This window comes from Streptomyces humicola, from assembly GCF_024436035.1.
GTDB lineage: Bacteria > Actinomycetota > Actinomycetes > Streptomycetales > Streptomycetaceae > Streptantibioticus_B > Streptantibioticus_B humicola.
Map to the genome: position 1 here is coordinate 1 of NZ_JANFNG010000033.1, position 25,651 is coordinate 25,651.

Consider the following 25,651-nt stretch of genomic DNA (forward strand, 5'->3'; position numbering starts at 1 on the left):
CGGGCTCCGCCGGGCTCCGCCGGGCTCCGCCGGGCTCCGCCGGGCTCCGCCGGGCTCCGCCGGGCCCCGCCGGGCTCCGCCGGGCCCCGCCGGGCTCCGCCGGGCCCCGCCGGGCCCCGCCGGGCCCCGCCGGGCCCCGCCGGGCTGAGCCGGGCTGCGCCGGGCTCAGCCGACTTCCCGGTTCACGGCGAAGTCCGCGGGGGGCTGCGGACCCCACAGAAAGAACCCGTTCTCCGGTTTGTGCTGCCGCGCCGTCCAGTCCATTCCGCAGGGAATGTAGTCCATGGCGGCCGAGTACTCGGAGTAACTGCCCCAGGGGTCACGGACGTAGTGGAAATAGTTCGACCCCAGAACGTGGCGGCCGAGACCCCAGCCGTGGGGAAAGCCCCGGTCTGCCATCTGCATGGCCCCCAGGCCGACTTCGTCGACGGAGGCGACGTCCCAGCTGCAGTGGTGGAAACCGGGGCCGTTCGATACGGCGAACGCCAGCAGGTGGTGGTCGCTGCCGTGCACGCCGTGCATGAACGCGACGTCACCTGCCTGGTCCGACAGCCGCAGCCCCAGCACGCGGCCGTAGAAGGCGATGGCCCGATCCAGGTTCCGTGTGAAGATCAGGACGTGCTGCAGGCGGCGCGGCCTGATCTCCTCGGCCTCGTCGCGCAGCGGAGCGCACCGCACGCCAGGGGGCGAGGTGGCCATCGCGGCCTGCGACTTCGCGTCCGGGGAGCTCTTGGGCGCGCTCTTCAGCTCGACCGGCAGGCCGTCGCAGTCGTGGAACCACAGGCCGTCGCTGTCGACACCAGGCGGCGGATCGATGCGCTCTATGCCCAGCTGCCCGAGCCTGCGACGGAAGCGCGGCAGGTCGTCGGGGTACACGGCGAACGACAGATGCCGCAGTTTCTTGCCGGGCCCTTCGGAGAGCGTTCCCCAGCAGTGCAGGTGGCCCTCGGTGTACAGTCCGAGCCCGTTTCCCTGCTCTGCCACGTGGAGACCGAACTTCCGGTAGAAGCTCTGTGCCTGCGCCAGGTCGGGGACGGCCAGGCTGAAATTGTCGAGAGAATGCACTCCGAGGAGGTCGGTGCGGTGCGTGGACTGCGCGGGGCGCGGAATGTCGTCCATGGTCTTCTCCCGGGCCAGAGGTTCGGGTACCGCCCGTGACCGTAGGAGATCGTCGCGGCGGAGACGACCAGAATGTTGCTGCCGAAAAGGGGCACGCCCTCCGCCCGGGTTCGCCCGCAAGAACCGGAGTGATGTGCCCGGGCGGCGGATTGGAGACTCGCACCGTCGACAGGCCCGGCCGAACCCGAGACGTAAGGCGGAGCTCATGAAGCTGGTGCGTTATGGACAGCCCGGACGCGAGAAGGCGGGAATACTCGACCGCGACGCGCGGGTGCGTGATCTGTCCGGGGTCCACCCGGACATCAGCGCGGAGACCCTGGCCCGCGACGTCCTGGACGAGCTGCGGAGCATCGACCCGGAGACTCTGCCGCTTGTGGACGCCACGGAGCGGATCGGGCCGTGCGTGTCGGATGTCTCGAAGGTCGTCTGCATCGGCCTCAACTACCGTGACCACGCCAACGAGACGGGCAAGCCCATCCCGTCCGAGCCGGTGCTGTTCATGAAGGCGACGACGTCGATCTCGGGTCCCTACGACGACGTCGTCCTGCCCAAGGACGCGGAGAAGGGCGACTGGGAGGTGGAACTCGGCCTCGTCATCGGCGAGAAGGCGCAGTACGTCGCCGAGGCGGACTGGCAGCGGTACGTGGCCGGATACTGCGTGGTCAACGACGTCTCGGAGCGAGCCTTCCAGGTGGAACGCGGCGGGCAGTGGGTGAAGGGCAAGAGCAGCGACACGTTCTGCCCGCTCGGCCCCTGGCTCGTCACGCCGGAAGAGATCGCCGATCCCCAGGCGCTGGCGCTCACCGCGGAGGTGAGCGGCGAGATCATGCAGGAGGGCTCGACCCGCGACATGATCTTCAACTGCGCCGAGATCGTCTCCTACGTCAGCCGGTTCATGACCCTGCTGCCCGGTGACGTGATCGCTACCGGCACGCCCGCCGGCGTTGGCTTCGCGCGTAACCGTTTCCTCAAACCCGGGGACACCATGCGGCTGTCGGTGGCGGGGCTCGGGGAGCAGCGCCAGCGCGTCGTGGCCCACGAGGACAGGATCCGCTGAGGCGGCGTCCGGCATGGACCTTGTGGCACGGACCCCTGTGGTCATCGTGGGCGGCGGCCCAGTCGGTCTCGTCCTCGCCCTCTTCCTCGACGCCCAGGGTGTGCCGTGCGTGGTGTGCGAGGAGCGCGACGAAACGGACCCCTCCTTCGACCACCCCCGGGGCAACACCCACAACGCGCGCACCATGGAGCACTACCGCCGGCTCGGCATCGCCGACCGGGTGCGCGCCGTGGGCCTGCCCGACGAACACCCCACGGACGTGGCCTACTTCACCCGCTACAACGGCTATGAGCTGGCGCGCCTGCCGATGGCGTCCAGCGCCGCCAAGCGCCGCCGCGTCGCCTCGGCGCCGCGGGCGGACCAGGTACCGGAGCCGCTGCACCGGGCCAACCAGATGTACGTCGAGCGGTTTCTCGTCCGTCATGCCCGCACCCGGTCCGCCATCACCCTTCGGTACGGCTGCGGGGTGGAGCGGGTCGTCCCGGACGCGGACGGCGTGACGGTGCACGATGTGCGCGGCCGGCGGCTGAGGGCTCGGTACGTGGTCGGCTGCGACGGCGGGCGGAGCTTGGTGCGCCGCTCGGCGGGGATCGCCTATGCCGGGCACTCCCGTCTCGACCAGGACATTCTCGGGCGGCGGGCGACCGCGGCGCATCTGCGGCTGCCCACCCTGCGCCGGGACCTGCTCGGCGGGCGTGACGCATGGAGCTACTGGGCCGTCAACGCCGAGGTCGTCGTCAACCTCATCGCTCTCGACGGCGCCGATGAGTACTCCCTGCTCACCAGCTCGGTCGACCCCGACAGCTTCGACGCGGAGCGGCTCGCGCGAATCGTGCGCTGCGCCGCGGGCACCGACCTGCCGGTCGAGGTGCTGGGCCACCGGCCGTGGACGCCGGGGGTGGCGCTGGTGGCCGAGAGCTTCGGGGAGGGGCGGGTGTTCCTCGCCGGGGACGCGGCCCATCTGTTCACGCCAACAGGCGGGTTCGGCATGAACACCGGCATCGACGACGTGGCCAACCTCTCCTGGAAGCTGGCCTCCCGCGTGCACGGCTGGGGCGGGGCACGGCTTCTGGACAGCTACGGCACGGAGCGCCGCCCGGTCGCGCTGCGGAACACCGCCGCGGCGCGTAACCTCAACCGCAACCTCGGGGAGATCGACCGGCCCGGCCATCTCGAGGAGGACTCGCCGACGGGGCGGGGTGCGCGGGCGGCGCTGGGCAACCGACTCGGGGCGCTCGGTGAGCAGTTCGCGTCCATCGGCATACAGCTCGGTGCCCGTTACGACGGCTCGCCTGTCGTCGCCGACGGCGACCGGGACGCACCGCCCGCCGACTCCCTCACCACCTACATGCCCAGTGGCGTCCCCGGAGGCCGAGCCCCGCATTTGTGGCTGAACGGACGCCGTGACGCGGGAAGTTCGCTCTACGACCGGTTCGGAACGGGGTTCACCCTGCTGCGTCTGGGCGGATCGCCGCCGGACGCCGGCGCGTTGCGCTCCGCGGCGGTCGCACGCGGGATTCCGCTGGCGGTCCTCGATCTCCCCGACCCGCTGGCGCGTGATCTCTACGGGCGCGACCTGGCTCTTGTCCGCCCGGACCAGTACGTGGCGTGGCGCGGCAACCGTCCACCGCCGGACGCCGACGCCCTGCTGGACCAGGTGACCGGCGCCCGTTGAGCGCGGCCGCCGTTTCGCCGGTCCCCCTTTCCACGGCGTTCATCGGTAATTCTCTTCAGCGGTAAGAATTCACCAAAAAGACGGCACGAGCCGCCCGCGGGCCCGTGCCGTCTTTTCTTTTTGTCGGAGGCGGGAACTCCGCTTCCCTGTAGCACCTCTGTGCAGATCCTGGTGTTTTCGCCCGCACACTCTTCATATGCGTCGTGCATGAATTTCATTGCACAAGGGAGTGCCCGATGTTGAGAATGTCTTCCACGGGAAAGTCGCGGCGTCTGGCCAGGCTGTCCGGTCACGGTGACGGCCGTTATCTGTTCGTGCCGCTCGACCACTCCGTCTCCGACGGCCCGATAGCCGGCGTCGAACGCTTCGATGAGCTGGTCCGCGACGTGGTCGCCGGCGGTGCCGACGGCATCGTCGTGCACAAGGGCCGCGCTCGCGTCATCGATCCCGAACTCCTCAGGGACTGCTCACTGATCGTCCACCTGAGTGCCAGCACCGCGCACGCCCCCGATGTGGACGCCAAGGTCCTCGTCGGCGACGTCGAGGACGCCATCCGCCTCGGGGCGGACGCGGTCAGCGTGCATGTGAACATCGGCTCGCGGACCGAGGCTGCCCAGCTCGCCGACCTCGGAGCCGTCGCCGCGGCGTGCGACCGGTGGAACATGCCGCTGCTCGCCATGGTCTATCCGCGTGGCCCCCGGGTCACCGACCCCTCCGATCCCGTTCTGCTGTCCCATGTGGTCAACATCGCGGCCGACCTGGGGGTCGACATCGTCAAGACGGTGTTCGCCTCCCCCGCCGAGCGAATGGCCGAGGTCGTCGACAGCTCGCCCCTCCCGATCATCGTGGCAGGCGGCGATCTCGACGGCAGCATCGCGGACTTCGCGGCCTCAGCCCTCGCCGTCGGATGCCGTGGACTCGCCGTCGGGCGCAGGGTGTTCGGTTCCGCCACGCCTCGCGCCACCGTCCTCGAACTCGCCGGCATCGTCCACGATTCGGCCGGCTCCCTCCTTGACCGTCCCTCTCCGTCCCATCCCTCCCCGCGAATGGCAGGTGCTCTGTGAAGCTCAGCTGGATCGACATCCGTTCCGTCGGATCGGCGAAGGAAGCCGTCGTCGAAGAGGCGATCCACGCCCGGGTCGACGGCATACTCGCCTCCGACCCGGCGGAACTGTCCGCTCTGCCGCCGACGGTGAAGAAAATCCTGTTCCCCCAGGGCCAGACCCTCCCCGAGGACTTCGGGTCCGCGGACGTGGTCATCGTGGATCCGGCCAAGCACGGTGAACCGGCGGAACTGGCGCTGCGCCACCCCCAGGTGGAGTTCGGACGCTATGTCGAGATCGTCGACGCCGGGACGCTGGAGGAGGCCTGCCGCTCCGGACGTACGGAGAAGTGGAGCCTGCTGGACTTCCGTGATCCGACGAAGATCCCGCTGGAGATCGTGATTGCGGCGGCGGCCAAGGCCGACGGCAGTCTCATCACCATCGCCCGGGACGTCGAGGAGGCGGAGATCATCTTCGGCGTCCTCGAACTCGGCTCGGACGGCGTGCTCATGGCGCCGGCCAAGGTCGGCGACGCCACCGCCCTGAGGAAGTCAGCCGAGGCCGGTGTGCCCGATCTGCAGCTGGTGGAGCTGGAGATCACCGCCACCGCTCATGTGGGCATGGGCGACCGGGCCTGTGTGGACACCGCCACCTACTTCCGTGAGGACGAGGGGATCCTGGTCGGCTCCCACTCCAAGGGCATGATCCTCTGCGTCAGCGAGACCCACCCGCTGCCCTACATGCCGACGCGCCCCTTCCGCGTCAATGCCGGCGCCATCCACTCCTACACCCTCGGCCAGAACGAACGCACCAACTACCTGAGCGAGCTGAAGGCGGGCAGCAAGGTCACCGCCGTGGACATCCACGGCAGGACCCGGCTGGTGACCGTGGGCCGCGTCAAGATCGAGAGCCGTCCGCTCATCTCCATCGATGCGGTCGGCCCCGAAGGCCGCACCGCCAATCTGATCCTCCAGGACGACTGGCACGTCCGCGTGCTCGGCCCGGGCGGGGTGGTGCTCAACAGCACCGAACTCAAGCCGGGGGACAAGGTGCTCGGCTATCTGCCCGTGGAGGACCGCCACGTCGGCTACCCGATCGACGAGTTCTGCCTGGAGAAGTGAGAAGTGAGCCCGGTGGAGGAGAAGGCGTTGATCGCGGCGCGGGAGTTCGGCGACGACGAGGCGCGCTGGCATGCAGTGCTGCGGCGCGACCGGCGGGCGGACGGAGCGTTCTGCTACTCGGTGCTGACGACCGGCACCTACAGCCGTCCGTCGTGCGGATCCCGGCACGCTCGCCGCGCCAACACGATCTTCTTCCCCGATCCGGCGGCAGCGGAAAGAGCGGGCTTCCGTCCGTGCCGGCGCTGCCGCCCGGACCGGGCATGGCACGACGCGCACGATATACACGTCGAAGCAGTCCTGCGCTCGTGCCGGCTGATGGAGGCTCCGGGACCGGCCCCGTCGCTCGGTGAGCTCGCGGCCGCCACGGGATTCAGCCGGTTCCACTTCCACCGCGTCTTCACCTCGCTGACGGGAGTCACCCCCAAGGCCTACGCCGTCGCCTGCCGCGCCGACCGGCTCCGGCAGGCGATCCCCAGGACGAGGACCATCACCGAAGCCATCTACGAAGCCGGGTTCAACTCCAGTGGAAACTTCTACGCGTTGGCGCAGCACCTGCTCGGCATGACCCCCACCGCGTTCAAGAACAGCGGGCGCGGTGTGCGTATCCGTTACGCATGCGCCGAGTACGAGCTCGGCCGGCTGCTCATCGCCGCGACGCCCACCGGCATCTGTTCCGTGCTCTTCGGAACCGACACCGAGACCCTCGTTCGGCGACTGCGTGCCCGTTTCGCCGAGTCGGGACTGTCCGCTGCGGAACCCGGCCTCGACCGGAGACTGGCCGTGACACTGCGCGGTGCGGCGCCACTTGCGGGAAGCCACGGCATCCCCTGGGACATCCGCCGCAGGGCACTGGGGGAATGGCTTCGCTCAGCGCTCAACGAGTCGAACGTGTCATGGGCACAGACACCGACGGCCCAATGCTGATCCCATGCCGGCCCAATGCTGACCGAAAGCCGATCGATGGCTCAAGAGAGGCACACCAATGATCATTTTCGGGTCCCAGCGGACCGTCGCCCAGCGCCTGCGCCTGACGGCGAACCGGCGGCTCGGCGCGGGCAACTTCTTCTGGCACGCCTGGCAGACCGCGAACGACCGGGACAGGCCGATCCTGTTCCACCCCGATACCACCTCACCCACCTGGGACGAGGGCGAGCTGCCGGGCGTGTCCCTCAACGAGATGCGGATCCGCGTCATCAGGTACGCGCACTGGTACCGCAGCCACGGAGTCGTGCCGTCGACCCATGTCGGAGTCTGCACGCGCAACGGCCTGTTCGGGCTGCTACACCACATAGCGATCACCAGCCTCGGCGCGGTCGCCGTGCACTGCAACCCCAACATGCCCACGGATACGGCCGCCGAGTACTTCCGGCGCACCCGCACGACGATCCTCGTCGCGGACCAGGACCGGCTGGCCGGCTGTGCCGAGGCCTGGTCCCAGTCGGGCGCCGCCTCGGGCAAGGCGATCCTGACCGAGGACATCGCCACGCTCGAGGCGACCGCCCCGCGGCCGACCGGGCCGCTGCCGGGATTCCCGTACCGGCACCAGGGCGACGACCTGGTGATGATCTCGCACTCCTCCGGAACGACCGGCCGGCCCAAGGCACCGGTCTTCACCCACGAGTCGTTCTTCAACGGCAAGCGGGAACGACTGTGGACCTTCCCGTCCCTGCGTTCCGACCGGATGCTCACTGCGCTGCCGCACAGTCACTCCGCGGGCATCAGCTATCTGAGCATGGCCGTGATGCTGGGCATCCCCACCCTCGTGCTGGACGCGACGGACGGTGCGTCGGTGGCCCGGGCGATCAACCGCTTCCGGCCCACCTTCGTCCTCGGATTCCCGCTCACCCTGGCGGAGACCGACGTCTCCCGCATCACCCCGTACGCAGCACAGGCCATCCACTCCTGGTACGGCATGGGGGACGCCTCCCATGAGCGGCACATCCGCCCGCTGACGTCACTGGGCACGCGGCGCCACAGGGGCCGCAGGCTCACCGGCTCCCAGTACATCGACGGCCTGGGCTCGTCCGAGATGGGGATGGTCCTGTTCAAGCAGGTGTTCACCCCCGAAAGCTCCGGCTACGGGCGGCTGATCGGCAGGCCGGTCAAGGCCGTGCGTGATGCCGCGGCCCTCGACGGGCAGGGCCGTCCGCTGCCGGACGGCGAAGCCGGGCTGCTCGGGGTCCGCACGCCCAGCATCACTCCCGGGTACTGGGACGACCCGGCGCTGAGCCGGGATTCCGTCAGCAACGGCTATTTCCTGACCGGGGACGTCGTCCGGAGGGACGGCAACGGACTGTGGTACCACCTCGACAGGACCCCCGATGTGATCGGCACCGCCGACGGCCCGGTGTACAGCCTCCCGCTCGAAGAGGCCGTCCTGATGACGACTCAGGCGCTCGACGCGGCGGTCGTCGCCGTGGACGATCCCGACAACGCGGGGACGTCGCTCCCCGCAGCCGTCGTCATGTTCGGCGACGAAGCGGCCAGCTCCCCGCAGGAGCTGCTGGACCGGTGCACTGCGGCGCTGCGCAACCGCGGGCTGGTGCCGCTCAGTGCCCTGGTCGTCGCCGCAGACCGCAACGAGCTTCCCGTCGGCCCCACCGGCAAGGTGCTCAAGCGACGGCTGCGCGAAGCGCACCGCGACATCCTGCGCCGGCCGGCGGAAGGGGCCGTCGCCCACCACCGCACGGCGCAGGCGCGGCCACCGGCACGGCCACAGCCGCAGCCACAGCCACAGGCCGAATAGCCACCGGCCGCACAGCAGACACGCCACAACACCCCGACACCGAAAGGCTCGACACATGGCCGGCAGGCATCCCGCACGCCGCGTGGTGGACATCCTCACCGGTGCCTGGCAGGCGCAGGCGCTCTACGCGGCCGCCGCACTGGATCTTCCCGACCACATCACCGCCGGGAACACCACCGCCGCCCGACTGGCCGCCGTCACCGGATCCGACCAGGACGGCATCGAGCGTCTCATGCGGCTGCTGACCGCCATGGGCGTTGTCGACGGCACGCCCGGGGAGGGCTACCGGCTGACGGATGTCGGCACTCTGCTGCGCTCGGACGACGACCGGTCGATGCGCGACATGGCGGTGATCTACGGCGAGGAGTTCCACCGTGCCTGGGGCGAGGTGGTCCCCGCCGTACGCACCGGCACATCCGGATTCGAGCACGCCTTCGGCACCCCGCTGCGCGGCTACCTGGAGCGGGAGCCGGGCGCGGCAGTGCGGTTCCAGCGGGCCATGAACGCCGGCAATGTGTTCTTCGCCGACGTGGTGAAGGCGTACGACTTCACCGCCTGCCGCACCGTCGTCGATGTGGCAGGGGGCAGCGGCATGCTGCTCTCCACCATCCTGCAGGCCCACCCGCACCTGCACGGGCTGCTCTTCGACCTCCCGCACGTGATACCCGTGGCGGAGGAGCACCTCTCCCGGACGCTGGGGCCCGGCCGCTGCCGCACCGTCGGAGGGGACGCCTTCCGCGCCGTTCCGCCGGGAGCCGACGCGTATCTGCTCTCCCGTGTGCTGCAGGACTGGGACGACGCCAGGTGTACACAGCTGCTCTCCACCGTCCGCGCGGCGATGCCCGACACGGCCCGGCTGCTGATCCTCGAGCGGGTCATCCCCACCGCCGGCTCCACCGCCGACTCCACCGACGGCGAGGGGGTCCTGGCCCTGCTGTGGGATCTGCACCTCCTCATGGCGGCCGGCGGCAGAGAACGCACCCTCGACGGTTACCGGACCCTCCTGGACGGGGCCGGACTGCGGCTGGAATCCGTCGTCCCGCTGGCCCTCGAAACCAGCCTGCTGATCGCGGCGCCGGCGCAGGACCGCCCGGTCGCCCCGCAGACGCGCGAACACAAGGAAGCGTGATGAACTCATCCCGTCGACCGACCCCGGCCGACCGGCACACACCCGTTCTGATCGTGGGCGGCGGGGGGTCCGGGCTCACCGCCTCCCTCGTCCTGTCCGACCTCGGCATCGGCTCGCTGCTCGTCGAACGACACCCCAGCACGTCGGTGCAGCCCAAGGCGCACATCCTCAACGCCCGCACGATGGAGATATTCGCCCACCACAAGGTGGCCGACGACATCTACCGCGAAGGAGCTCCGCAGGAGAACTGCGGTGCCATGGTGTGGCTCTCCAGCCTCGGCGGCGACGAGCCCTACGACCGCAAGGTGCTGCACCGGGCCGACGCGTACGGCGGTGGAGCACTGGCCGGCCGTTACGCGCAGGCATCCGCCTACCGGCACGCCAATCTCGGCCAGCGGTGGCTCGAACCCCTGCTGCGCCGCCACGCCGAGGAACGCGCCCCGGGCAGCCTGCTCTTCCACCACGAACTGACGGACCTCACCGAGGACGACGACGGAGTGACGGCCACGGTGCTGGACCGCACCTGCGGCCGGAGCTTCCAGGTGCGTGCGGCGTACGTCATCGCCGCCGACGGCGGCAAGACCGTCGGCCGGCTGCGGTCCATCCCCATGCTCGGCACGCCGACGTTCATGGAGTGGATCAACCTCCATGTGCGGGCCGACTTCTCGCCGTTCATCCCCTACGACGACGCCGTCGTCAACCGCGTCTCCAGCCTGTCGGAGGACGGAACCCTGGAGCACTGCGGCGTGGTGCCCATGGGACCGCGCAACTGGGGCCGCTTCTCCGAGGAGTGGACCTTGATGTTCTCCAGGCCGCCCGGCGACCGCGACGCGGCCGGGCTCGACGACGAGACCATCGTCAAGATGGTGCGCCGCACGCTGAAGCTCTCCGACGACCACGCCATGGAGGTGCAGAGCATCAGCCGCTGGCCCGTGGAGGGAACGGTCGCCGAGCGGTTCCGCTCCGGCCGCGTCTTCCTCGTCGGGGACGCCGCACACCGCCATCCGCCCTCCGGTGCCCTCGGTCTGAACACCGGTGTCCAGGATGCGCACAATCTCGCCTGGAAGCTCGCCTACGTCATCGACGGCCTGGCGGGCCCGTGCCTGCTCGACAGCTATGAGGCCGAGCGTCGCCCGGTGGCGCAACGCGTCGTGGAGCGTGCCCTTTTCTCGCTCTTCAACCAGATCGCCTTCACCTCGGGGACTGCAGTGGTGCCGGGCGCACGGCCGGAGTGGAACCGCGCCCAGATGACGGCGCTGTTCTCCGACACCCCGGACGGTGAGACCAGGCGAGCCGTCCTGCGCGAGTACTTCGACACCAACCGGATCACCACGGCCCACCTCGGCCTCGAGATGGGATACGACTACGCCGATGCGGGCTTCGTCGGCGACGACCGGACCGCGCGCCCCCAGCCGGACCCGCTCGGTCTCACGCTGGTGCAGTCCGCCCGGCCGGGCTCCCGGCTGCCGCACTCCTGGCTGCGCCATGGCCAACAACGCCTCTCCACACACCAGTTGCAGGCTGCTGCGGGATCGTTCCTGCTGGTGGCGGGCGCGGGCGGCGCCGCCTGGCTGTCGGCCGCGAGGAAGCTGTCGGAGGCGCGCGGCGTCCCCGTCACAGCCCACGCCGTCGGGGCCGACGGCGGCCCGGTCGACGCCGACGGCACCTGGACGCGGCTGCGCGGCCACGACGAGGACGGCGCGGTGCTGGTCCGCCCGGACGGCTATGTGGCCATGCGCTGGCTGTCGGGATGCGCGCAGCCTGCCGATGCTCTCGACGCGGCGCTCGACGCCGCTCTCGCCCGCGAGCCGGGAGGGAGTGCGCCGACGGATGAGTGACTCCCCCGACTCTCTGCACACGCCGGTGGCCGTCGTCGGAGGCGACCCGGCCGGCCTGATGCTCGCCCTCTTCCTGGACCACCATGGCGTGCCCAGCGTGGTCTTCGACGTCTGCGACCCCGACGGCGCCCCTCGGAACCCGCCGTGCGCCACCACGCAGAACGCGCGGACGATGGAGCACTACCGGCGCCTGGGCGTCTCCGCCTCGATACGCCGTCTCGGCCTGCCCTGCGAACACCCCACCGACATCGCGTTCTTCACCCGGTACAACGGCCACGAACTGTCGCGCCTGCCGTTGCCCGGCACCACGCAGCGGCTGCGCCGGGTCGCCGCGGCGCCCCGCACGGACCAGCTGCCCGAGCCGGCCCACCGCGTCGACGACACGCGCGCCCGCGCGTTTCTGCACGACCATGTCCGCACCCGGCCGAACATCACGGTGATGTCCGGACGAACGGTCACCGGCGTGGAGCAGGACGCGGACCGGGTGCGGGTACGGGCCGAGCGCCCGGGCCACGCCCGTGAGGAGTGGACGGCCCGCTACGCAGTGGTGAGCGACGCCGGACGGGACCTCGTGCACCACACTCTCGGCATCCGCTACGAACGGCCCGGCCCGCTCGACCGGAACAGCCGCGGGTACGGAGTGACCACGGCGCACCTGCGCCTGCCCGGCTTCCACCGGGACGTGCTCGCCGGAGCGCCTGCATGGAGCCACTGGGTGCTGAACGCGGAACTCGTCGCGCAGCTCGTCGCGCTGGGCGGTGCGGATGAGTTCCTGTTCCGGGTGGCCGGCCCGGCGGACGCCGGCCCGCTTGGAGAGGGCCGGCTCACCGACGTGGTCCGGCGGGCCGCGGGAACCGCCCTGCCCGTCGAGATCCTCGGCCCGTGCTCCTGGACTCCCGCCGCGGCTTACGTGGCGGAACGGTTCATAAGGGGAAGGATCTTCCTTATGGGGGATTCCGCCCATCCGGCGGGCCTCTATGGCGACTTCATGATGAACGCGGGCGTCGACGACGCCGCCAACCTCGCCTGGAAGCTCGCCGCTGTGCTGCAGGGCTGGGGCGGACCGCAGTTGCTTGCAAGCTACGAGGCAGAACGGCGGCCTGCCGCCGTGCGCGCCCTCGCCGCCGCACGCGAACTCGACGCCGAACTGAACGCAATCACCCGCCCGGCGGCCCTGGAGGCGTGCACTGCCGAGGGGGAAGCCGTCCGTGACCGCACGGGGGCGCTGCTGCGCGGATTCGGCGAGCACACCCACGCCGTCGGCATCCAACTCGGCACCCGCTATGACGATTCACCGGTCGTCGCCTCTCAGGCGCAACCGCCCGGTGACTCCTGGGGTACCTACGTTCCCACGAGCGTTGCGGGCGGCCGTGCCCCGCACTTGTGGCTGGACGACTGGCACGGCCGGGGCAGTTCTCTGTTCGACAGGTTCGGCCCCTGCTGTAGCCTGCTGCGCCTGGGGCCCGAGCCGCCCAGCGGGAAGCCGCTGCAGGCCGCTGCCCAGGCGAGCGGCATGCCGTTGACCGTGCTGGACGTCGACGGCGACGCCGCCCGCGACCTGTACGAGCGGGACCTGGTGCTGATCCGCCCCGACCAGCATGTGGCGTGGCGGGGGAACCGGTGGCCGACGGACCCGGGCGACCTGGTCGCGCTGGTGACCGGAGCGGGACAGCAGTGGCCGGGGAGGCGGGTATGAGCGCAAGCGGTCTCGAGGTCTGCATCGTAGGGGCAGGCCCGCGCGGACTGTCGGTGCTGGAACGACTCTGCGCCAACGAGCGCACCCATGCCTCGCATTCGTCCCTCGTCATCCACGTCGTCGACCCGTTTCCTCCGGGCCCGGGCCGGGTCTGGCGCACCACCCAGTCCGGTCTGCTGCTGATGAACACGGTGGCCTCTCAGGTCTCCGTCTTCACCGACGACAGCGTGGAGATGGACGGTCCTGTCGAGCCGGGTCCCAGCCTCTACGAGTGGGCCGAGTCCGTGGTCCGGTCCGGTGGTCCGGACCGGTACGACGACAGGACCCTCGCCGAGGCCCGCGACCTCACCCCGGATGCGTACCCGACCCGCGCCTTCTACGGTCACTATCTGGCCGACGCCTACCGGCGGGTCAAACAGAAGGCGCCCTCGCACTGCACCATCCGGGAACACCGCACGCGGGCGGTTGCACTGCACGACGCCGGCGGCGTCCCCGGCGGCCCGCAGACCCTCGTCCTCGCGGACGGAACCCGGCTCACCGGCCTGGACGCGATCGTCCTCGCCCAGGGGCACCTGCCGGCCCGCCCGACCGCGCAGGAGCAGGAATGGGCCCGCACCGCCGCTGCGTGCGGGCTGACCTACGTACTGCCCGCCAACCCCGCCGACCTTGACCTGACCGCCGTGAAGCCGGGCCGGACGGTGCTGATGCGCGGGCTCGGCCTGAACTTCTTCGACCACATGGCACTGCTCACCCGGGGCCGCGGCGGTTCGTTCGAACGGCACGGCGACCGGCTGGTCTACCACCCCTGCGGGCAGGAGCCGCGCATCTGGGCCGGTTCCCGGCGCGGAATCCCCTACCACGCGCGGGGCGAGAACGAGAAGGGCGCCCACGGCCGCTACATCCCGCGCCTCCTGACGCCGGAGATGATCGGCCGGCTGCGGAGCCGGGCCGTGGACGCCGAGCGCGTCCACTTCGGCACCGACCTGTGGCCGCTGATAGCCAAGGAGGTCGAGAGCGTCTACTACGAGACGCTCCTCGCCGCACGGAGGCAGGAACACCAGGCACCGCGCTTTGCGCGCCGCTACCTTGCGGCCGGCGACGGCGAGGCCGAACACCGCGTGCTGGACGACTTCGCGATCGCCGCGTCCGAACGGTGGGACTGGGAGGCCGTCGCCCGGCCAATCGGACGACGGCGCTTCGCCGACCGCGACAGCTTCCGCGGCTGGCTGCTCGACCATCTGGCACGGGACGTGCACGAGGCAAGGGCCGGCAACCTCAGCGGGCCTCTCAAGGCTGCCCTGGACGTCCTGCGCGACCTGCGCAACGAGATACGGCTCGCCGTCGACCACGGCGGTCTCGAAGGCAACTCCTACCGCGACGACCTGCAGGGCTGGTACACACCGCTCAACGCCTACCTGTCCATCGGCCCTCCCGCCTCCCGTATCGAGGAACTGCGCGCCCTCATCGAGGCGAACGTGGTGGACATCATCGGCCCGGACCTGGAGATCGGCATCGACACCGGCGACCGCCCGGCGTTCGTGGCCGTCTCCAAGGCGGTCGACGCCGAACCCGTCCGGGCCGAGGTCCTCATCGAGGCCCGGCTGCCCGAGCCCGACCTCAGGCGCACCGGCGACGCCCTGCTGCGCCAGTTGATGATGAGCGGCCAGGCAGTCCCGTACCGCCTCGAAGGCAGCTGCGGCACCACCTACGAGACCGGCGGTCTGGCGATCACCGAGCGCCCCTACCGGACGGTGGACGCCCACGACCGCGTCCATCCGCGCCGCTTCGCCTACGGCGTCCCCACGGAAGCCGTGCACTGGGTGACGGCGGCCGGCATACGGCCCGGCGTGAACTCGGTGACGCTCGGGGACTCCGACGCCATCGCCCGCGCGGTACTGTCCCTGGCTCCCGCACCGACTGCCCCTGCCACTTCCACGGGCCGGCATGGCTCCGCACTGGTGGAGATGACGACATGACGCAGGGATTCGACGGCGGGCCCGACACCGGGCTGCTCTCGCCGGTACGGGCCGGCGTACCGGTCGAAGAAGCCGTCTGCGATCGTGCGTGGCTGCAGGCGATGCTCGACGCCGAGGCGGCGCTGGCCAGAGCCCAGGCTGCGCTGGGGACCGTACCGGCGTCGGCCGCCGCCGCGATCACCCGCGCCGCACGCGCCGAGCAACTGGACCTGCGCGTGCTGGCACTGGCAGCCCGGGAGACCGCGAATCCGGTCGTCGGCCTCGTCCAGGCCCTCACCCGGACGGTCGCGGCCACCGACCCCGCCGCCGCCGAGTACGTGCACCGGGGATCGACCAGCCAGGACGTACTGGACACCGGGGCCGTGCTCGTGTGCAGCAGGGCACTGGGGCTGATCCGCGCCGACCTCACGCAGGCGGCCACGGCCCTGACCCGGCTCGCCGAGCGGCACCGCGGCACGGTGATGGCCGGCCGCACGCTCTCCCTGCACGCGGTGCCCACCACGTTCGGGCTCAAGGCCGCCGGATGGCGCCAGCTGATCGTGGACGCGGAGGCACGGCTGGCCGGCGTGCAGCGTGCGCTGCCGGTGTCGCTGGGCGGAGCCGCGGGCACCCTCGCCGGCTACCTGGAATACGCGGCTCTCGACGGACCCGGGATGGATCCCGGGGCCTACCTCGACCGGCTCGTCGACCGGTTCGCCGCCGAGACCGCGCTGGCCCGGCCGGTCCTGCCCTGGCATGCGCTGCGCACACCGATCGCCGATGCGGCCGCGGCACTCTCCTTCACCGCGGGAGCGCTGGGCAAGATCGCGGCCGATGTGCAGGTGATGGCCAGAACGGAGATCGACGAGATTTCCGAACCCGGCCCGGCCGGGCGCGGCAGTTCCTCCGCGATGCCCCACAAACGCAATCCCGTGCTGACCACCTTGATCCGCAGCGCCACCCTCCAAGTCCCCGCACTCGCCACCGCTCTGACCCAGTGCATGGTCTGCGAGGACGAGCGTTCGGCCGGCCCGTGGCACGCCGAGTGGCTGCTGCTGCGCGAATGCCTGCGGCTGGCCGGCGGCGCCGCCCACACGGCGGCCGAGCTGACCGGGGGACTGGTCGTCAAACCGGACCGCATGCGGGAGAACCTGGCGCTCACCGGCAGCAAGGTGGTGACCGAGCGAGTCGCCGCGGTGCTCGCTCCCCGGCTCGGCAAGGCCCGTGCGAAGGAACTGCTCACCCACGCCTCGACCACCGCGGACCAGGAGGGACGTCCGCTCGCCGAGGTGCTCATCGAAATCCCGGACGTCGCCCGGCATCTCGACGCGAAGGCGCTGGAAGAGCTTCTCGACCCCACCGCCTACACCGGTGCCGCCGAGGCACTGGTGGCGCGCGCACTTGACGTACGTGCACCGACTGACCAACGGACCGCCTGACCAAGGGACCGTATTCATGGCAAAGCGCCTGTTCACCTCGGAATCCGTGACCGAGGGACACCCCGACAAGATCGCCGATCAGATCAGCGACACCATCCTCGACGAGCTCCTGCGTCAGGACCCGGCCTCCCGGGTCGCCGTGGAGACGCTCATCACCACCGGCCAGGTCCACATCGCGGGCGAGGTGACCACCACCGCGTATGCGCCGGTCGCCGAGCTCGCCCGCAACAAGATCCTCGAGATCGGATACGACTCGTCGGCGAAGGGCTTCGACGGGGCCTCCTGCGGCGTCTCGGTCTCCCTCGGCGCGCAGTCGCCCGACATCGCCCGAGGTGTCGACAGCGCCTACGAGCAGCGGATCGAGGGCGCCGGCGAAGAGCTCGACCGGCAGGGCGCGGGCGACCAGGGCCTGATGTTCGGCTATGCGACCGACGAGTGCCCCACCCTGATGCCGCTGCCGATCGAACTGGCGCACCGGCTCTCCCGCCGGCTGGCCGAGGCGCGCAGGGACGGCACCATCCCCTATCTGCGGCCCGACGGCAAGACCCAGGTCACGGTGGAGTACCAGGGCAGCCGCCCGGTACGACTCGACACCGTGGTCGTCTCCTCCCAGCACGCGGGCGACATCAGCGTGGAGCAACTGCTCACCCCCGACATCCGCGAATACGTCGTCGATCATGTCCTCGCAGGACTCGCCGACGACGGGATCAAGCTGGAGACGGAGGGTCACCGGCTGCTGGTCAACCCCACCGGCCGTTTCGAGACCGGCGGCCCGATGGGCGACGCCGGCTTGACCGGACGCAAGATCATCATAGATACGTACGGCGGCATGGCCCGTCACGGCGGCGGCGCCTTCTCGGGCAAGGACCCCTCGAAGGTGGACCGTTCGGCCGCGTACGCGATGCGGTGGGTGGCCAAGAACGTGGTGGCCGCGGGCCTGGCCTCGCGGTGCGAGGTGCAGGTGGCGTATGCGATCGGCAAGGCCGAGCCGGTGGGTCTGTTCGTGGAGACCTTCGGCACCGCGGTCGTGGCGCAGTCGCGGATCGAGCAGGCCATCGCCGAGGTCTTCGACCTGCGCCCGGCCGCGATCATCCGCGACCTGGACCTGCTGCGCCCGATCTACGCCCAGACCGCCGCCTACGGCCACTTCGGGCGCGAACTGCCCGACTTCACCTGGGAGCGCACCGACCGCGTCGACGCGCTGCGCGCGAGTGCAGGAGTCTGAGATGCGCATCGCCGTCACCGGTTCGATCGCCACCGACCACCTGATGGTCTTCCCAGGACGCTTCGCCGAGCAGCTGATCCCCGGTCAACTGGACCGCGTATCCTTGTCGTTCCTCGCCGACTCCCTTCAGGTGCGGCGCGGAGGAGTGGGCGCCAACATCGCCGTCGGCCTGGCGCGGCTCGGTCTGCGGCCGCTCCTCGTCGGTGCGGCCGGCAAGGATTTCGCGGAGTACGACGCCTGGCTGCAGAACACCGGAGTGGACACCGGGTCGGTGCGGGTCAGCGAGACTGTGCACACTGCCCGCTTCATCTGCACCACCGACGCCGACCACAACCAGATCGCCACCTTCTATGCCGGTGCGATGTCCGAAGCCGGTCAGATCACTCTCGCCTCGGTCGGCGGACGCGCCGGCGTGCCCGACTTGGTGGTGATCGCACCCAACGATCCCCAGGCCATGCTGCGCCACACCGAGGAGTGCCGAAAGCTCGGCCTGCCGTTCGCCGCCGATCCCTCCCAGCAGTTGGCGCGGCTCGGCCGGGAGGAGGCGCGCCTGCTGGTGGAAGGCGCCGACTTCCTGTTCACCAACGAGTACGAGGCGGCCCTGCTGCAGGAACGCACCGGCTGGACGCGGGCCCGCATACTCGCCACGACCGGCGCCTGGGTGACCACCCTCGGCCCGCAGGGTGCGATGATCGCCCGGCAGGATCAGCCTCCCTTGCACGTCGCCGCCGTGCCCACCACGGAGGCGGCCGACCCCACCGGCGTAGGCGACGCGTTCCGGGCCGGACTCCTGGCGGGTGTCTCCTGGCGGTTGCCCCTGCGGCGGGCCGCTCAACTCGGTTGCGCGGTTGCCACGGTGGTCCTCGAATCGGTCGGCACACAGGAGTACAAGCTGGTGCCGGCGGACCTGCTGAGCCGCATCACGACGGCCTATGGCCCGGCCGAGGCATCGGAGACCGAACCGTACCTGGTGGGCCTGTTATGACGACGCTGCGCGACATCCTGGCCTCAAACGAGCCGCTGTATTCCTTCGAGTTCTTTCCGCCCAGGACGCAGGCGGGCGAAGGCCTCCTATGGCAGACGATCCGGCAGATCGAGGCGTTCTCCCCGGCCTTCGTCTCGGTCACCTACGGCGCGGGCGGCTCCTCTCGGGACCGTACCGTCGAGATCACGCGGCGTCTGGCGGCAGAGACGACCCTGCGCCCCGTCGCCCATCTCACGGCGGTGGGCCACTCGGTGACCGAACTGCGCCACATCATCGCCCGGTACGCGGACGCCGGCATCCGGGACGTGCTCGCGCTGCGCGGTGACCCGCCCGGCGATCCCCGGGGCCGCTGGGTCCCGCACCCCGAGGGCTTCGAGCACGCGATCGAGCTCGTCCGCCTCATCGGTGCACTGGGCGACTTCAGCATCGGCGTTGCCGCCTTCCCCGAACGTCACCCCCGCTCACCGGACTGGGAGAGCGAGGTGCGCCACTTCGTGGCCAAGTGCCGTGCCGGCGCCGACTATGCGATCACCCAGATGTTCTTCCACGTGGAGGACTATCTTCGGCTGCGCGACCGGGTGGCTGCTGCGGGATGCGAAACGCTCATCATCCCGGAGATCATGCCGGCCACCGATGTACGGCAGATCCGCCGTTTCGCCGAACTCAGCAACGCCTCGTTCCCCGGGGACCTGGCTCGCCGCCTGGACGCCGCGCGTGACGACCCGGCCGAAGGGCAGCGGATCGGCGTCGACCACGCGACCGCCATGGCCCGACGCCTTCTCGATGAGGGCGCGCCCGGCCTGCACTACATCACCCTCAACCGCTCGACCGCAGTGCTGGAGATCCATCGCGCCATCTGCGGGGGCCGTACCGCCATGTCCGATTTCCGCCGGTTGCCGCACCCGGACCGGCGCATAGTGGTGGGGTGAGGAGCGCAACAGGGCATGAGGGGCATGAGGGGCACGAGTGACCGAGGCGATGAGGCTGTACACCACGTTCGGCAGCCCGCTGGGAGAATTTCTGCTGGTGGGTGAGGAGTCCGCCACGGCACGCGGTGGCGTCGCCCTCGCGTCGCTGTCGATGCCGGGCCAGCGGAACGCAGCGGTCGTCCAGGACGGCTGGCGTCCCGATGCGTGCGCGTTCGCCGAGGTGACGCGGCAGCTACGTACATATTTCGGCGGCGAACTGACCGATTTCGACATCGAGTTCGTGCCCGGCGGATCACCGTTCCAGCAACGCGTCTGGTCGGCCCTGGAGCATATTCCGTACGGCACGACGACCACCTACGGAGCCCTCGCGGACCGGATCGGAGCCGAGCGCGCGGAAGTCCGTGCGCTGGGGGCGGCGATCGGCGCCAATCCGCTTCTGCTGGTACGTCCGTGCCACAGGGTCATCGGCGCGGACGGCACGATGCGCGGCTATGCGGGAGGCATCGAGCGCAAGCGGGACCTGCTCGTCCACGAGGGCGCCCTGCAACCCACGCTCTTCTGACGTCTCACTTGGCGTCGTGGAAGACCAGGCCGAGGGTGCGTCGCCGACCGGTACGCACCGTACTCACGCCGTGCCGCATGGGGGCGGTCGACCACCCGCGTGCCGAACGGACCGGGCGGTCGCGGGTGGTGAAGACCAGCCCCTGGCCCTGGGGCAGCGTGGTGGACGATCCGCGGGACTGGGCGCGGGGACGCTGCTCGGTCATCAGGAACTCGCCACCGCTGTAGTCGGCTCCGGGCCGGTCCAGCCCGATGACGACCTGCAGGGGGAAGACGGCCTCGCCGAACACGTCCTGATGCAGTGCGTTCCAGTCACCGGGCCCGTAGCGCAGCAGAATCTGCGCCGACTTGGGCTGCCCGGCTTCGTGACAGATCGCCAGCCACTCCTTCAGCGTGTCGGGCCAGGGGGCCGGACGGCCGAGTTTTTCGGCCCAGTCGCGGGCGATCGGCAGGAGGCGGGGGTAGAAGGCCTCGCGCAGTTCCCTCACCGGCTGCGGGAGGGGGTTGGCGAAGTAGCGGTACTGGCCTGAGCCGAACCGGTAACGGGCCATGTCGACCGTGGACCGGAACCGCTCCACGTCGTCGTACATGGCGGCGACCTCACGGCATTCCCCGGGGGTGAGAATCCGCGGGGTGAGCGCGCTGCCGTACTCGCCCAGCTCCTCGGCGAGTGCCGTCCAGTCGCCCGCCGCCAGGCCGGTGGCCTCGCTCATGGCTCCTCGCTTCCTCGCGTACCCGCTGCTTGCCGTCCCCTCCCACTGTGAGGCGTTGCGATCACGCTTGCTGGCGGAAATCGGACATCAAGTGGCCGGCGGCCTGCTCCGGCCGAGGAGGCGTGGCCGGGGCGCAGACTGCGGGTCCGGTCGCAGACGGCCGACCGCGGTCCTCGATTTCCTTAAGCCTGCCAACAGTTGCGCTTCACGATCGCTCCGACCAGCCGCGGGCTGCTTGCGCAAAGCTGACCGTTTCCAGGCTGCCCGCCCTGGCAGCCTGCTCAGGCGGCGGTCTCACCGGAGAGGCGGGAGCCGCCGCCTCCGCCAAGGTGAAGCTGCCCACCTACGTCCCCGCCAAGGCGGCGCCACCGGACCTGCCCGGCAATGTGCAGGGCCTTGACCCCGCCTATCTGCACTACCCGACCGACCTCGTGCAATCGGTGGCCACGCCACCCGGTGATGGAGAGCCGATCACCGCGCTGACGGAAACCTTCACCACCCCGCCGCCGGACATGAGCCGCAACGCCTACTGGCAGACGCTCAACAAGGCTCTCGGTTCCGATTTCCAGATGGACATCGCCACCGATGCCGGCGACGGCTACCCGGCCAAGTTCAACACCGTCATAGCCGGCGGCACCATCCCCGATCTGGTGTGGTTCCCCCCGAACCAGTTCCTCCAGCACGTTCCGGAACTGCTGGAGGCCAAATTCCACGACCTGACCCCCTATCTGTCCGGCGACGCGGTCAAGGCGTACCCGAACCTCGCCAACCTGCCGACATACGCATGGCAGACCGCCGTGGTCAACGGAAAGATCTGGGGCGTGGCCGTCGCCTACGGCCGGATGGGCCAGGTCTACCTGTTCGATGAGGACTTCTGGCAGCCCGTCGGCGGCCCGTCCTTCACCAGCGCCGACGACTTCCTCGCCAAGGGCAAGGAACTACTCGACGTCAAGCGCAACAAGTACGTGCTCGAATTGGCCGCCTACAACCACTGCTCACACTTCGCACAGTGGCACGGTGCCCCCAACAAGTGGCGCCTGGAGGACGGGAAACTCACCTACCTGTACGAGACCGACGAGTGGCATGCCGCCCTGGAGTTCCTCGTCAAGGTGGCCGGCGCCCAGCTCTTCTGGCCGGACAACACCATCTCCACCACGACCATGATGGATCTCCTGCAAGGAGGCACCATCGGCGCCTACGTGCAGTCCTTCCCGAACTATCTCAACGACTCCAAGCAGTACAACCTGCCGCTCACACCGGTGACCCCGTTCCCCGCAGCCCCCGGCGCCACGCCGCACTGGTGGTACGGCTACGGCTCGGTCGGCTTCACCGCGATCAGCAAGCAGGACGACGACAAGCGGGTCAAGACCCTGTTGAATGTCCTCAACTACCTGTGCGCACCCATGGGCACCAAGGAACGGCAGCTACTCGACAACGGAGTCGAGGGCGTCCACTACACCCTGGCGGGCGGTGACATCCACCTCACCGCGCGAGGCAACGCCGAGGTGGTCTCCACCGCCCAGCCGCTGGACTTCCTCGCCAACGGGCCGCAGTACCTGCACATTCCGAGCAAACCGCAGACCACTTCGGCGATCCACCGGACCGAGACCGCGCTGATGGAGATCGCCGTCACCGACCCCACCATCGGCCACTACTCCGCTGCCTACACCAACAGCTTCCCCGGCAACTACCAGAACATCGTGCAGTACGTCACCGACCTGGCAGCCGGCCACCGGTCGCTGTCGGAGTGGCCATCCGTGCTCAAGGCCTTCCAAACGGGATGCGGAAACCAGATGCGGCAGGAATACGAAGAGTCTCTCGCCAAGAGCTGAAAGGAATCTCCGTGGACGACCTGCGCATCGGCGTGATCGGACTGGGGCTGCGCAAGAGCATCGGCCTGGCCGCCCACCGCCCAGGGCGCGGCGCTCGCGTCGTGGCGCTCGCGGACACCGACCGATCGGCGCTACGCGCCAACGCACCACGCTTCCACAAGCCGACGCTCTTCGACGACCACCGGGCACTGCTGAAGGATTCCGGAGCCGATGCGGTCATCGTCGCGACCCCCGACGACACCCATGAGCAGATCGCCTGCGACGCACTGCGCGCCGGTGTGCCGGTCTTCGTGGAGAAGCCGCTCGGCATCACCGTGGAGCAGTGCGACACCATCCTGCGCACCGCACAGCAGACCGGCACCCGACTTTACGTCGGCCACAACATGCGGCACATGGGCGTCGTCCGGCTCATGCGGGACATCATCGCCCGAGGCATCATCGGCGAGCCGAAGACGGTGTGGGTACGCCACTTCGTCTCCTACGGAGGTGACTACTACTTCAAGGACTGGCACGCCGAACGCTCCCGCACCACCGGCCTGCTGCTGCAAAAGGCCGCCCACGACCTGGACGTCATCCACTGGCTGGCCGGCGGCTGCACCCAGCGGGTCAACGCACTCGGCGACCTGATGGTCTACGGCGACCTGCCGCGCCGCGCACCGGGCACGCCGCGCCCGGAAGGCTGGCTGAGGGAGTTCACCTGGCCGCCCACCGCCCACCGGGACCTCAACCACAGCGTGGAGGTGGAGGACGTCTCAGTGATGAACATGCGGCTGGACAACGGGGTGATCGCCGCCTATCAGCAGTGCCATTTCGCCCCGGACTACTGGCGCAACTACACCGTCATCGGCACCGAGGGGCGCCTGGAGAACTTCGGTGACCGTCCCGGCGACCTGGTGAAGGTGTGGAACACCGGACCTTCCGACTACCGGGTCGAGCCCGACGTCACCTACCGCATCCCGGATGCCCACGGCAGCCACGGCGGGGCCGACGGCCAGATCATGGACGAGTTCCTCCGCTTCACCCGCGACGGCGGACACACGGACACCAACCCTGTCTCCGCCAGGATGAGCGTGGCCGCCGGGGTGATGGCCACCCGCTCACTGCGCGACGGCGGCACCCCCTACGACGTACCACCCCTGGACCCCGGACTCGCCGCCTACTTCGCACTCGGGCAGACCACGTCTGCCCGATGACATCCCCCCGCGACGCCGTTCCGTCAGCACTCGATGACGTTGACCGCGAGCCCGCCCCGCGCCGTCTCCTTGTACTTGACCTTCATGTCGGCACCCGTCTGCTTCATCGTCTTGATGACCTTGTCGAGGGAGACGTGGTGCCGGCCGTCGCCGCGCAGGGCCATGCGGGCGGCCGTGACCGCCTTGACCGCGGCCATGCCGTTGCGCTCGATGCAGGGGATCTGCACGAGGCCGCCGACCGGGTCGCAGGTGAGGCCGAGGTTGTGCTCCATCCCGATCTCGGCCGCGTTCTCGACCTGTTCGGGCGTGCCGCCGAGGACCTCGGCGAGGCCGCCCGCGGCCATCGAGCAGGCGGAGCCGACCTCGCCCTGGCAGCCGACCTCGGCGCCGGAGATGGACGCGTTCTCCTTGAAGAGCATGCCGATCGCCCCGGCCGCGAGGAGGAAGCGGACCACGCCCTCCTCGTCCGCGCCCGGCACGAAGTTGACGTAGTAGTGCAGCACCGCGGGGATGATGCCGGCGGCGCCGTTGGTGGGTGCGGTGACGACGCGGCCGCCCGCCGCGTTCTCCTCGTTCACCGCCATCGCGTAGAGAGTGATCCACTCCATCGCGCGCGGGTCGGGCGGGCCCTCGGCGCGCAGCTGCCGCGCGGCGGTCGCCGCGCGGCGGCGCACCTTCAGCCCGCCGGGCAGGATGCCCTCGCGCGTCATGCCGCGCGCCACGCACGCCTGCATCACCCGCCAGATCTCCAGCAGGCCCGCGCGGATCTCGTCCTCGCTCCGCCACGCCTTCTCGTTCTCCAGCATCAGCGCCGAGACCGAAAGGCCGGTTTCCCGGGAGAGGCGGAGCAGTTCGTCGGCGGTGCGGAACGGGTACGTCAGCACGGTGTCGTCGAGCTTGATGCGGTCCTCACCCACCGCGTCCTCGTCGACGACGAAGCCGCCGCCCACCGAGTAGTACGTCTTCTCCAGCAGCGGTGCCCCGGCCGTGTCGTATGCGAAGAGCGTCATGCCGTTGGCGTGGTACGGCAGGGCGCGACGCCGGTGCAGGATCAGCTGGTTGCGCTCATCGAAGTCGATCTCGTGGGCGCCGAGGAGGTTGAGCCGGCCGCTGGTGCGGATCCGCGCCACCTGGTCGTCGGCGGTCTCGACGTCCACGGTGCGCGGCGAGTTGCCTTCCAGGCCGAGCAGGACGGCCTTGGGGGTGCCGTGGCCGTGGCCGGTCGCGCCGAGCGAGCCGAACAGCTCGGCGCGGACGGATGCGGTGTGCGCGAGCAGCCCTTCGTTCTTCAGCCGCCGGGCGAACATGCCCGCGGCGCGCATCGGCCCCACGGTGTGGGAGCTCGAGGGCCCTATGCCGATCGAGAAGAGGTCGAAGACGGAGATGGCCACAGGG

At 70.2% G+C, this 25,651-nt stretch carries 20 protein-coding genes; 17 read left to right on the plus strand and 3 right to left on the minus strand.

Features of this window, described 5'->3' with window-relative positions; genetic code table 11:
* Positions 1-165: 165 nt before the first annotated feature.
* Positions 166-1,119, minus strand: coding sequence for a VOC family protein (locus NGB36_RS28030; RefSeq protein WP_255923351.1), 954 nt, complete (start codon positions 1,117-1,119; stop codon positions 166-168).
* Positions 1,120-1,324: 205 nt separating this feature from the next.
* Here NGB36_RS28030 and NGB36_RS28035 point away from each other — a divergent pair, with 205 nt between their 5' ends.
* From NGB36_RS28035 to NGB36_RS28105, 15 genes are all read left to right on the plus strand, one after another.
* On the plus strand, positions 1,325-2,176 hold the full coding sequence (locus NGB36_RS28035; protein WP_255923352.1) for a fumarylacetoacetate hydrolase family protein: 852 nt from the start codon (positions 1,325-1,327) through the stop codon (positions 2,174-2,176).
* Positions 2,177-2,189: 13 nt separating this feature from the next.
* Complete coding sequence (locus tag NGB36_RS28040; protein WP_255923353.1) at positions 2,190-3,851, plus strand: FAD-dependent monooxygenase; 1,662 nt, start codon at positions 2,190-2,192, stop codon at positions 3,849-3,851.
* A gap of 245 nt (positions 3,852-4,096) precedes the next feature.
* Entirely contained in the window at positions 4,097-4,915 is an 819-nt protein-coding gene (locus tag NGB36_RS28045; RefSeq protein WP_255923408.1) for a 2-amino-3,7-dideoxy-D-threo-hept-6-ulosonate synthase, read from the plus strand.
* Positions 4,912-6,015 carry a 3-dehydroquinate synthase II gene (locus tag NGB36_RS28050; RefSeq protein ID WP_255923355.1) on the plus strand — a complete coding sequence of 368 codons (1,104 nt, stop codon included), beginning with the start codon at positions 4,912-4,914 and terminating at the stop codon, positions 6,013-6,015. Before NGB36_RS28045 ends, NGB36_RS28050 begins: the two co-directional genes overlap by 4 nt.
* A 3-nt stretch (positions 6,016-6,018) precedes the next feature.
* The gene (locus NGB36_RS28055) at positions 6,019-6,939 is read left to right on the plus strand and encodes a bifunctional transcriptional activator/DNA repair enzyme AdaA (RefSeq protein WP_255923356.1); all 921 of its coding nucleotides are present in this window, start codon (positions 6,019-6,021) and stop codon (positions 6,937-6,939) included.
* 58 nt (positions 6,940-6,997) lie between these two features.
* A complete protein-coding gene (locus NGB36_RS28060) occupies positions 6,998-8,761 on the plus strand; it encodes a class I adenylate-forming enzyme family protein (RefSeq protein ID WP_255923358.1) in 1,764 nt (587 codons plus the stop codon).
* A gap of 55 nt (positions 8,762-8,816) precedes the next feature.
* Entirely contained in the window at positions 8,817-9,890 is a 1,074-nt protein-coding gene (locus NGB36_RS28065) for a methyltransferase (protein WP_255923359.1), read from the plus strand.
* Positions 9,890-11,728, plus strand: coding sequence for an FAD-dependent monooxygenase (locus NGB36_RS28070; protein ID WP_255923360.1), 1,839 nt, complete (start codon positions 9,890-9,892; stop codon positions 11,726-11,728). Before NGB36_RS28065 ends, NGB36_RS28070 begins: the two co-directional genes overlap by 1 nt.
* On the plus strand, positions 11,721-13,424 hold the full coding sequence (locus NGB36_RS28075; RefSeq protein WP_255923362.1) for an FAD-dependent monooxygenase: 1,704 nt from the start codon (positions 11,721-11,723) through the stop codon (positions 13,422-13,424). Before NGB36_RS28070 ends, NGB36_RS28075 begins: the two co-directional genes overlap by 8 nt.
* Entirely contained in the window at positions 13,421-15,400 is a 1,980-nt protein-coding gene (locus NGB36_RS28080) for an FAD/NAD(P)-binding protein (RefSeq protein ID WP_255923363.1), read from the plus strand. Before NGB36_RS28075 ends, NGB36_RS28080 begins: the two co-directional genes overlap by 4 nt.
* Positions 15,397-16,818 carry a nitrosuccinate lyase gene (locus tag NGB36_RS28085; RefSeq protein WP_255923364.1) on the plus strand — a complete coding sequence of 474 codons (1,422 nt, stop codon included), beginning with the start codon at positions 15,397-15,399 and terminating at the stop codon, positions 16,816-16,818. The genes NGB36_RS28080 and NGB36_RS28085 overlap by 4 nt, the downstream gene beginning before the upstream one ends.
* A 16-nt stretch (positions 16,819-16,834) precedes the next feature.
* On the plus strand, positions 16,835-18,043 hold the full coding sequence (gene metK, locus NGB36_RS28090; protein ID WP_255923365.1) for a methionine adenosyltransferase: 1,209 nt from the start codon (positions 16,835-16,837) through the stop codon (positions 18,041-18,043).
* A 1-nt stretch (position 18,044) separates the two neighbouring features.
* Positions 18,045-19,028, plus strand: a complete 984-nt coding sequence (locus tag NGB36_RS28095) for a carbohydrate kinase family protein (RefSeq protein WP_255923366.1) — start codon at positions 18,045-18,047, stop codon at positions 19,026-19,028.
* Positions 19,025-19,957 (plus strand): methylenetetrahydrofolate reductase [NAD(P)H], encoded by a 933-nt coding sequence (gene metF / locus NGB36_RS28100; RefSeq protein ID WP_255923367.1) that lies wholly within the window; start codon positions 19,025-19,027, stop codon positions 19,955-19,957. Before NGB36_RS28095 ends, metF begins: the two co-directional genes overlap by 4 nt.
* Positions 19,958-20,006: 49 nt before the next feature.
* Positions 20,007-20,519: a methylated-DNA--[protein]-cysteine S-methyltransferase gene (locus NGB36_RS28105; protein ID WP_255923409.1), complete on the plus strand. Its 513-nt coding sequence runs from the start codon at positions 20,007-20,009 to the stop codon at positions 20,517-20,519.
* 4 nt (positions 20,520-20,523) lie between these two features.
* Here the strand turns inward: NGB36_RS28105 and NGB36_RS28110 are convergent, their stop codons facing one another.
* The gene (locus NGB36_RS28110) at positions 20,524-21,231 is read right to left on the minus strand and encodes a 2OG-Fe(II) oxygenase (RefSeq protein ID WP_255923368.1); all 708 of its coding nucleotides are present in this window, start codon (positions 21,229-21,231) and stop codon (positions 20,524-20,526) included.
* Positions 21,232-21,560: 329 nt separating this feature from the next.
* Here NGB36_RS28110 and NGB36_RS28115 point away from each other — a divergent pair, with 329 nt between their 5' ends.
* Complete coding sequence (locus NGB36_RS28115) at positions 21,561-23,063, plus strand: type 2 periplasmic-binding domain-containing protein (protein WP_255923370.1); 1,503 nt, start codon at positions 21,561-21,563, stop codon at positions 23,061-23,063.
* 11 nt (positions 23,064-23,074) lie between these two features.
* A complete protein-coding gene (locus NGB36_RS28120; RefSeq protein WP_255923371.1) occupies positions 23,075-24,256 on the plus strand; it encodes a Gfo/Idh/MocA family protein in 1,182 nt (393 codons plus the stop codon).
* Positions 24,257-24,279: 23 nt separating this feature from the next.
* Here NGB36_RS28120 and NGB36_RS28125 read toward each other — a convergent pair whose 3' ends face one another.
* On the minus strand, positions 24,280-25,647 hold the full coding sequence (locus NGB36_RS28125; protein ID WP_255923372.1) for an L-serine ammonia-lyase: 1,368 nt from the start codon (positions 25,645-25,647) through the stop codon (positions 24,280-24,282).
* Positions 25,648-25,651: the final 4 nt, after the last annotated feature.

Excerpts from the sequence above, each read along its gene's own strand:
- NGB36_RS28030 (WP_255923351.1), bottom strand. The coding sequence starts at position 1,119 with ATGGACGACATTCCGCGCCCCGCGCAGTCCACGCACCGCACCGACCTC.
- NGB36_RS28035 (WP_255923352.1), top strand. The coding sequence starts at position 1,325 with ATGAAGCTGGTGCGTTATGGACAGCCCGGACGCGAGAAGGCGGGAATA.
- NGB36_RS28040 (WP_255923353.1), top strand. The coding sequence starts at position 2,190 with ATGGACCTTGTGGCACGGACCCCTGTGGTCATCGTGGGCGGCGGCCCA.
- NGB36_RS28045 (WP_255923408.1), top strand. The coding sequence starts at position 4,097 with ATGTCTTCCACGGGAAAGTCGCGGCGTCTGGCCAGGCTGTCCGGTCAC.
- NGB36_RS28060 (WP_255923358.1), top strand. The coding sequence starts at position 6,998 with ATGATCATTTTCGGGTCCCAGCGGACCGTCGCCCAGCGCCTGCGCCTG.
- NGB36_RS28065 (WP_255923359.1), top strand. The coding sequence starts at position 8,817 with ATGGCCGGCAGGCATCCCGCACGCCGCGTGGTGGACATCCTCACCGGT.
- NGB36_RS28070 (WP_255923360.1), top strand. The coding sequence starts at position 9,890 with ATGAACTCATCCCGTCGACCGACCCCGGCCGACCGGCACACACCCGTT.
- NGB36_RS28075 (WP_255923362.1), top strand. The coding sequence starts at position 11,721 with ATGAGTGACTCCCCCGACTCTCTGCACACGCCGGTGGCCGTCGTCGGA.
- NGB36_RS28080 (WP_255923363.1), top strand. The coding sequence starts at position 13,421 with ATGAGCGCAAGCGGTCTCGAGGTCTGCATCGTAGGGGCAGGCCCGCGC.
- NGB36_RS28085 (WP_255923364.1), top strand. The coding sequence starts at position 15,397 with ATGACGCAGGGATTCGACGGCGGGCCCGACACCGGGCTGCTCTCGCCG.
- metK (WP_255923365.1), top strand. The coding sequence starts at position 16,835 with ATGGCAAAGCGCCTGTTCACCTCGGAATCCGTGACCGAGGGACACCCC.
- NGB36_RS28095 (WP_255923366.1), top strand. The coding sequence starts at position 18,045 with ATGCGCATCGCCGTCACCGGTTCGATCGCCACCGACCACCTGATGGTC.
- metF (WP_255923367.1), top strand. The coding sequence starts at position 19,025 with ATGACGACGCTGCGCGACATCCTGGCCTCAAACGAGCCGCTGTATTCC.
- NGB36_RS28105 (WP_255923409.1), top strand. The coding sequence starts at position 20,007 with ATGAGGCTGTACACCACGTTCGGCAGCCCGCTGGGAGAATTTCTGCTG.
- NGB36_RS28110 (WP_255923368.1), bottom strand. The coding sequence starts at position 21,231 with ATGAGCGAGGCCACCGGCCTGGCGGCGGGCGACTGGACGGCACTCGCC.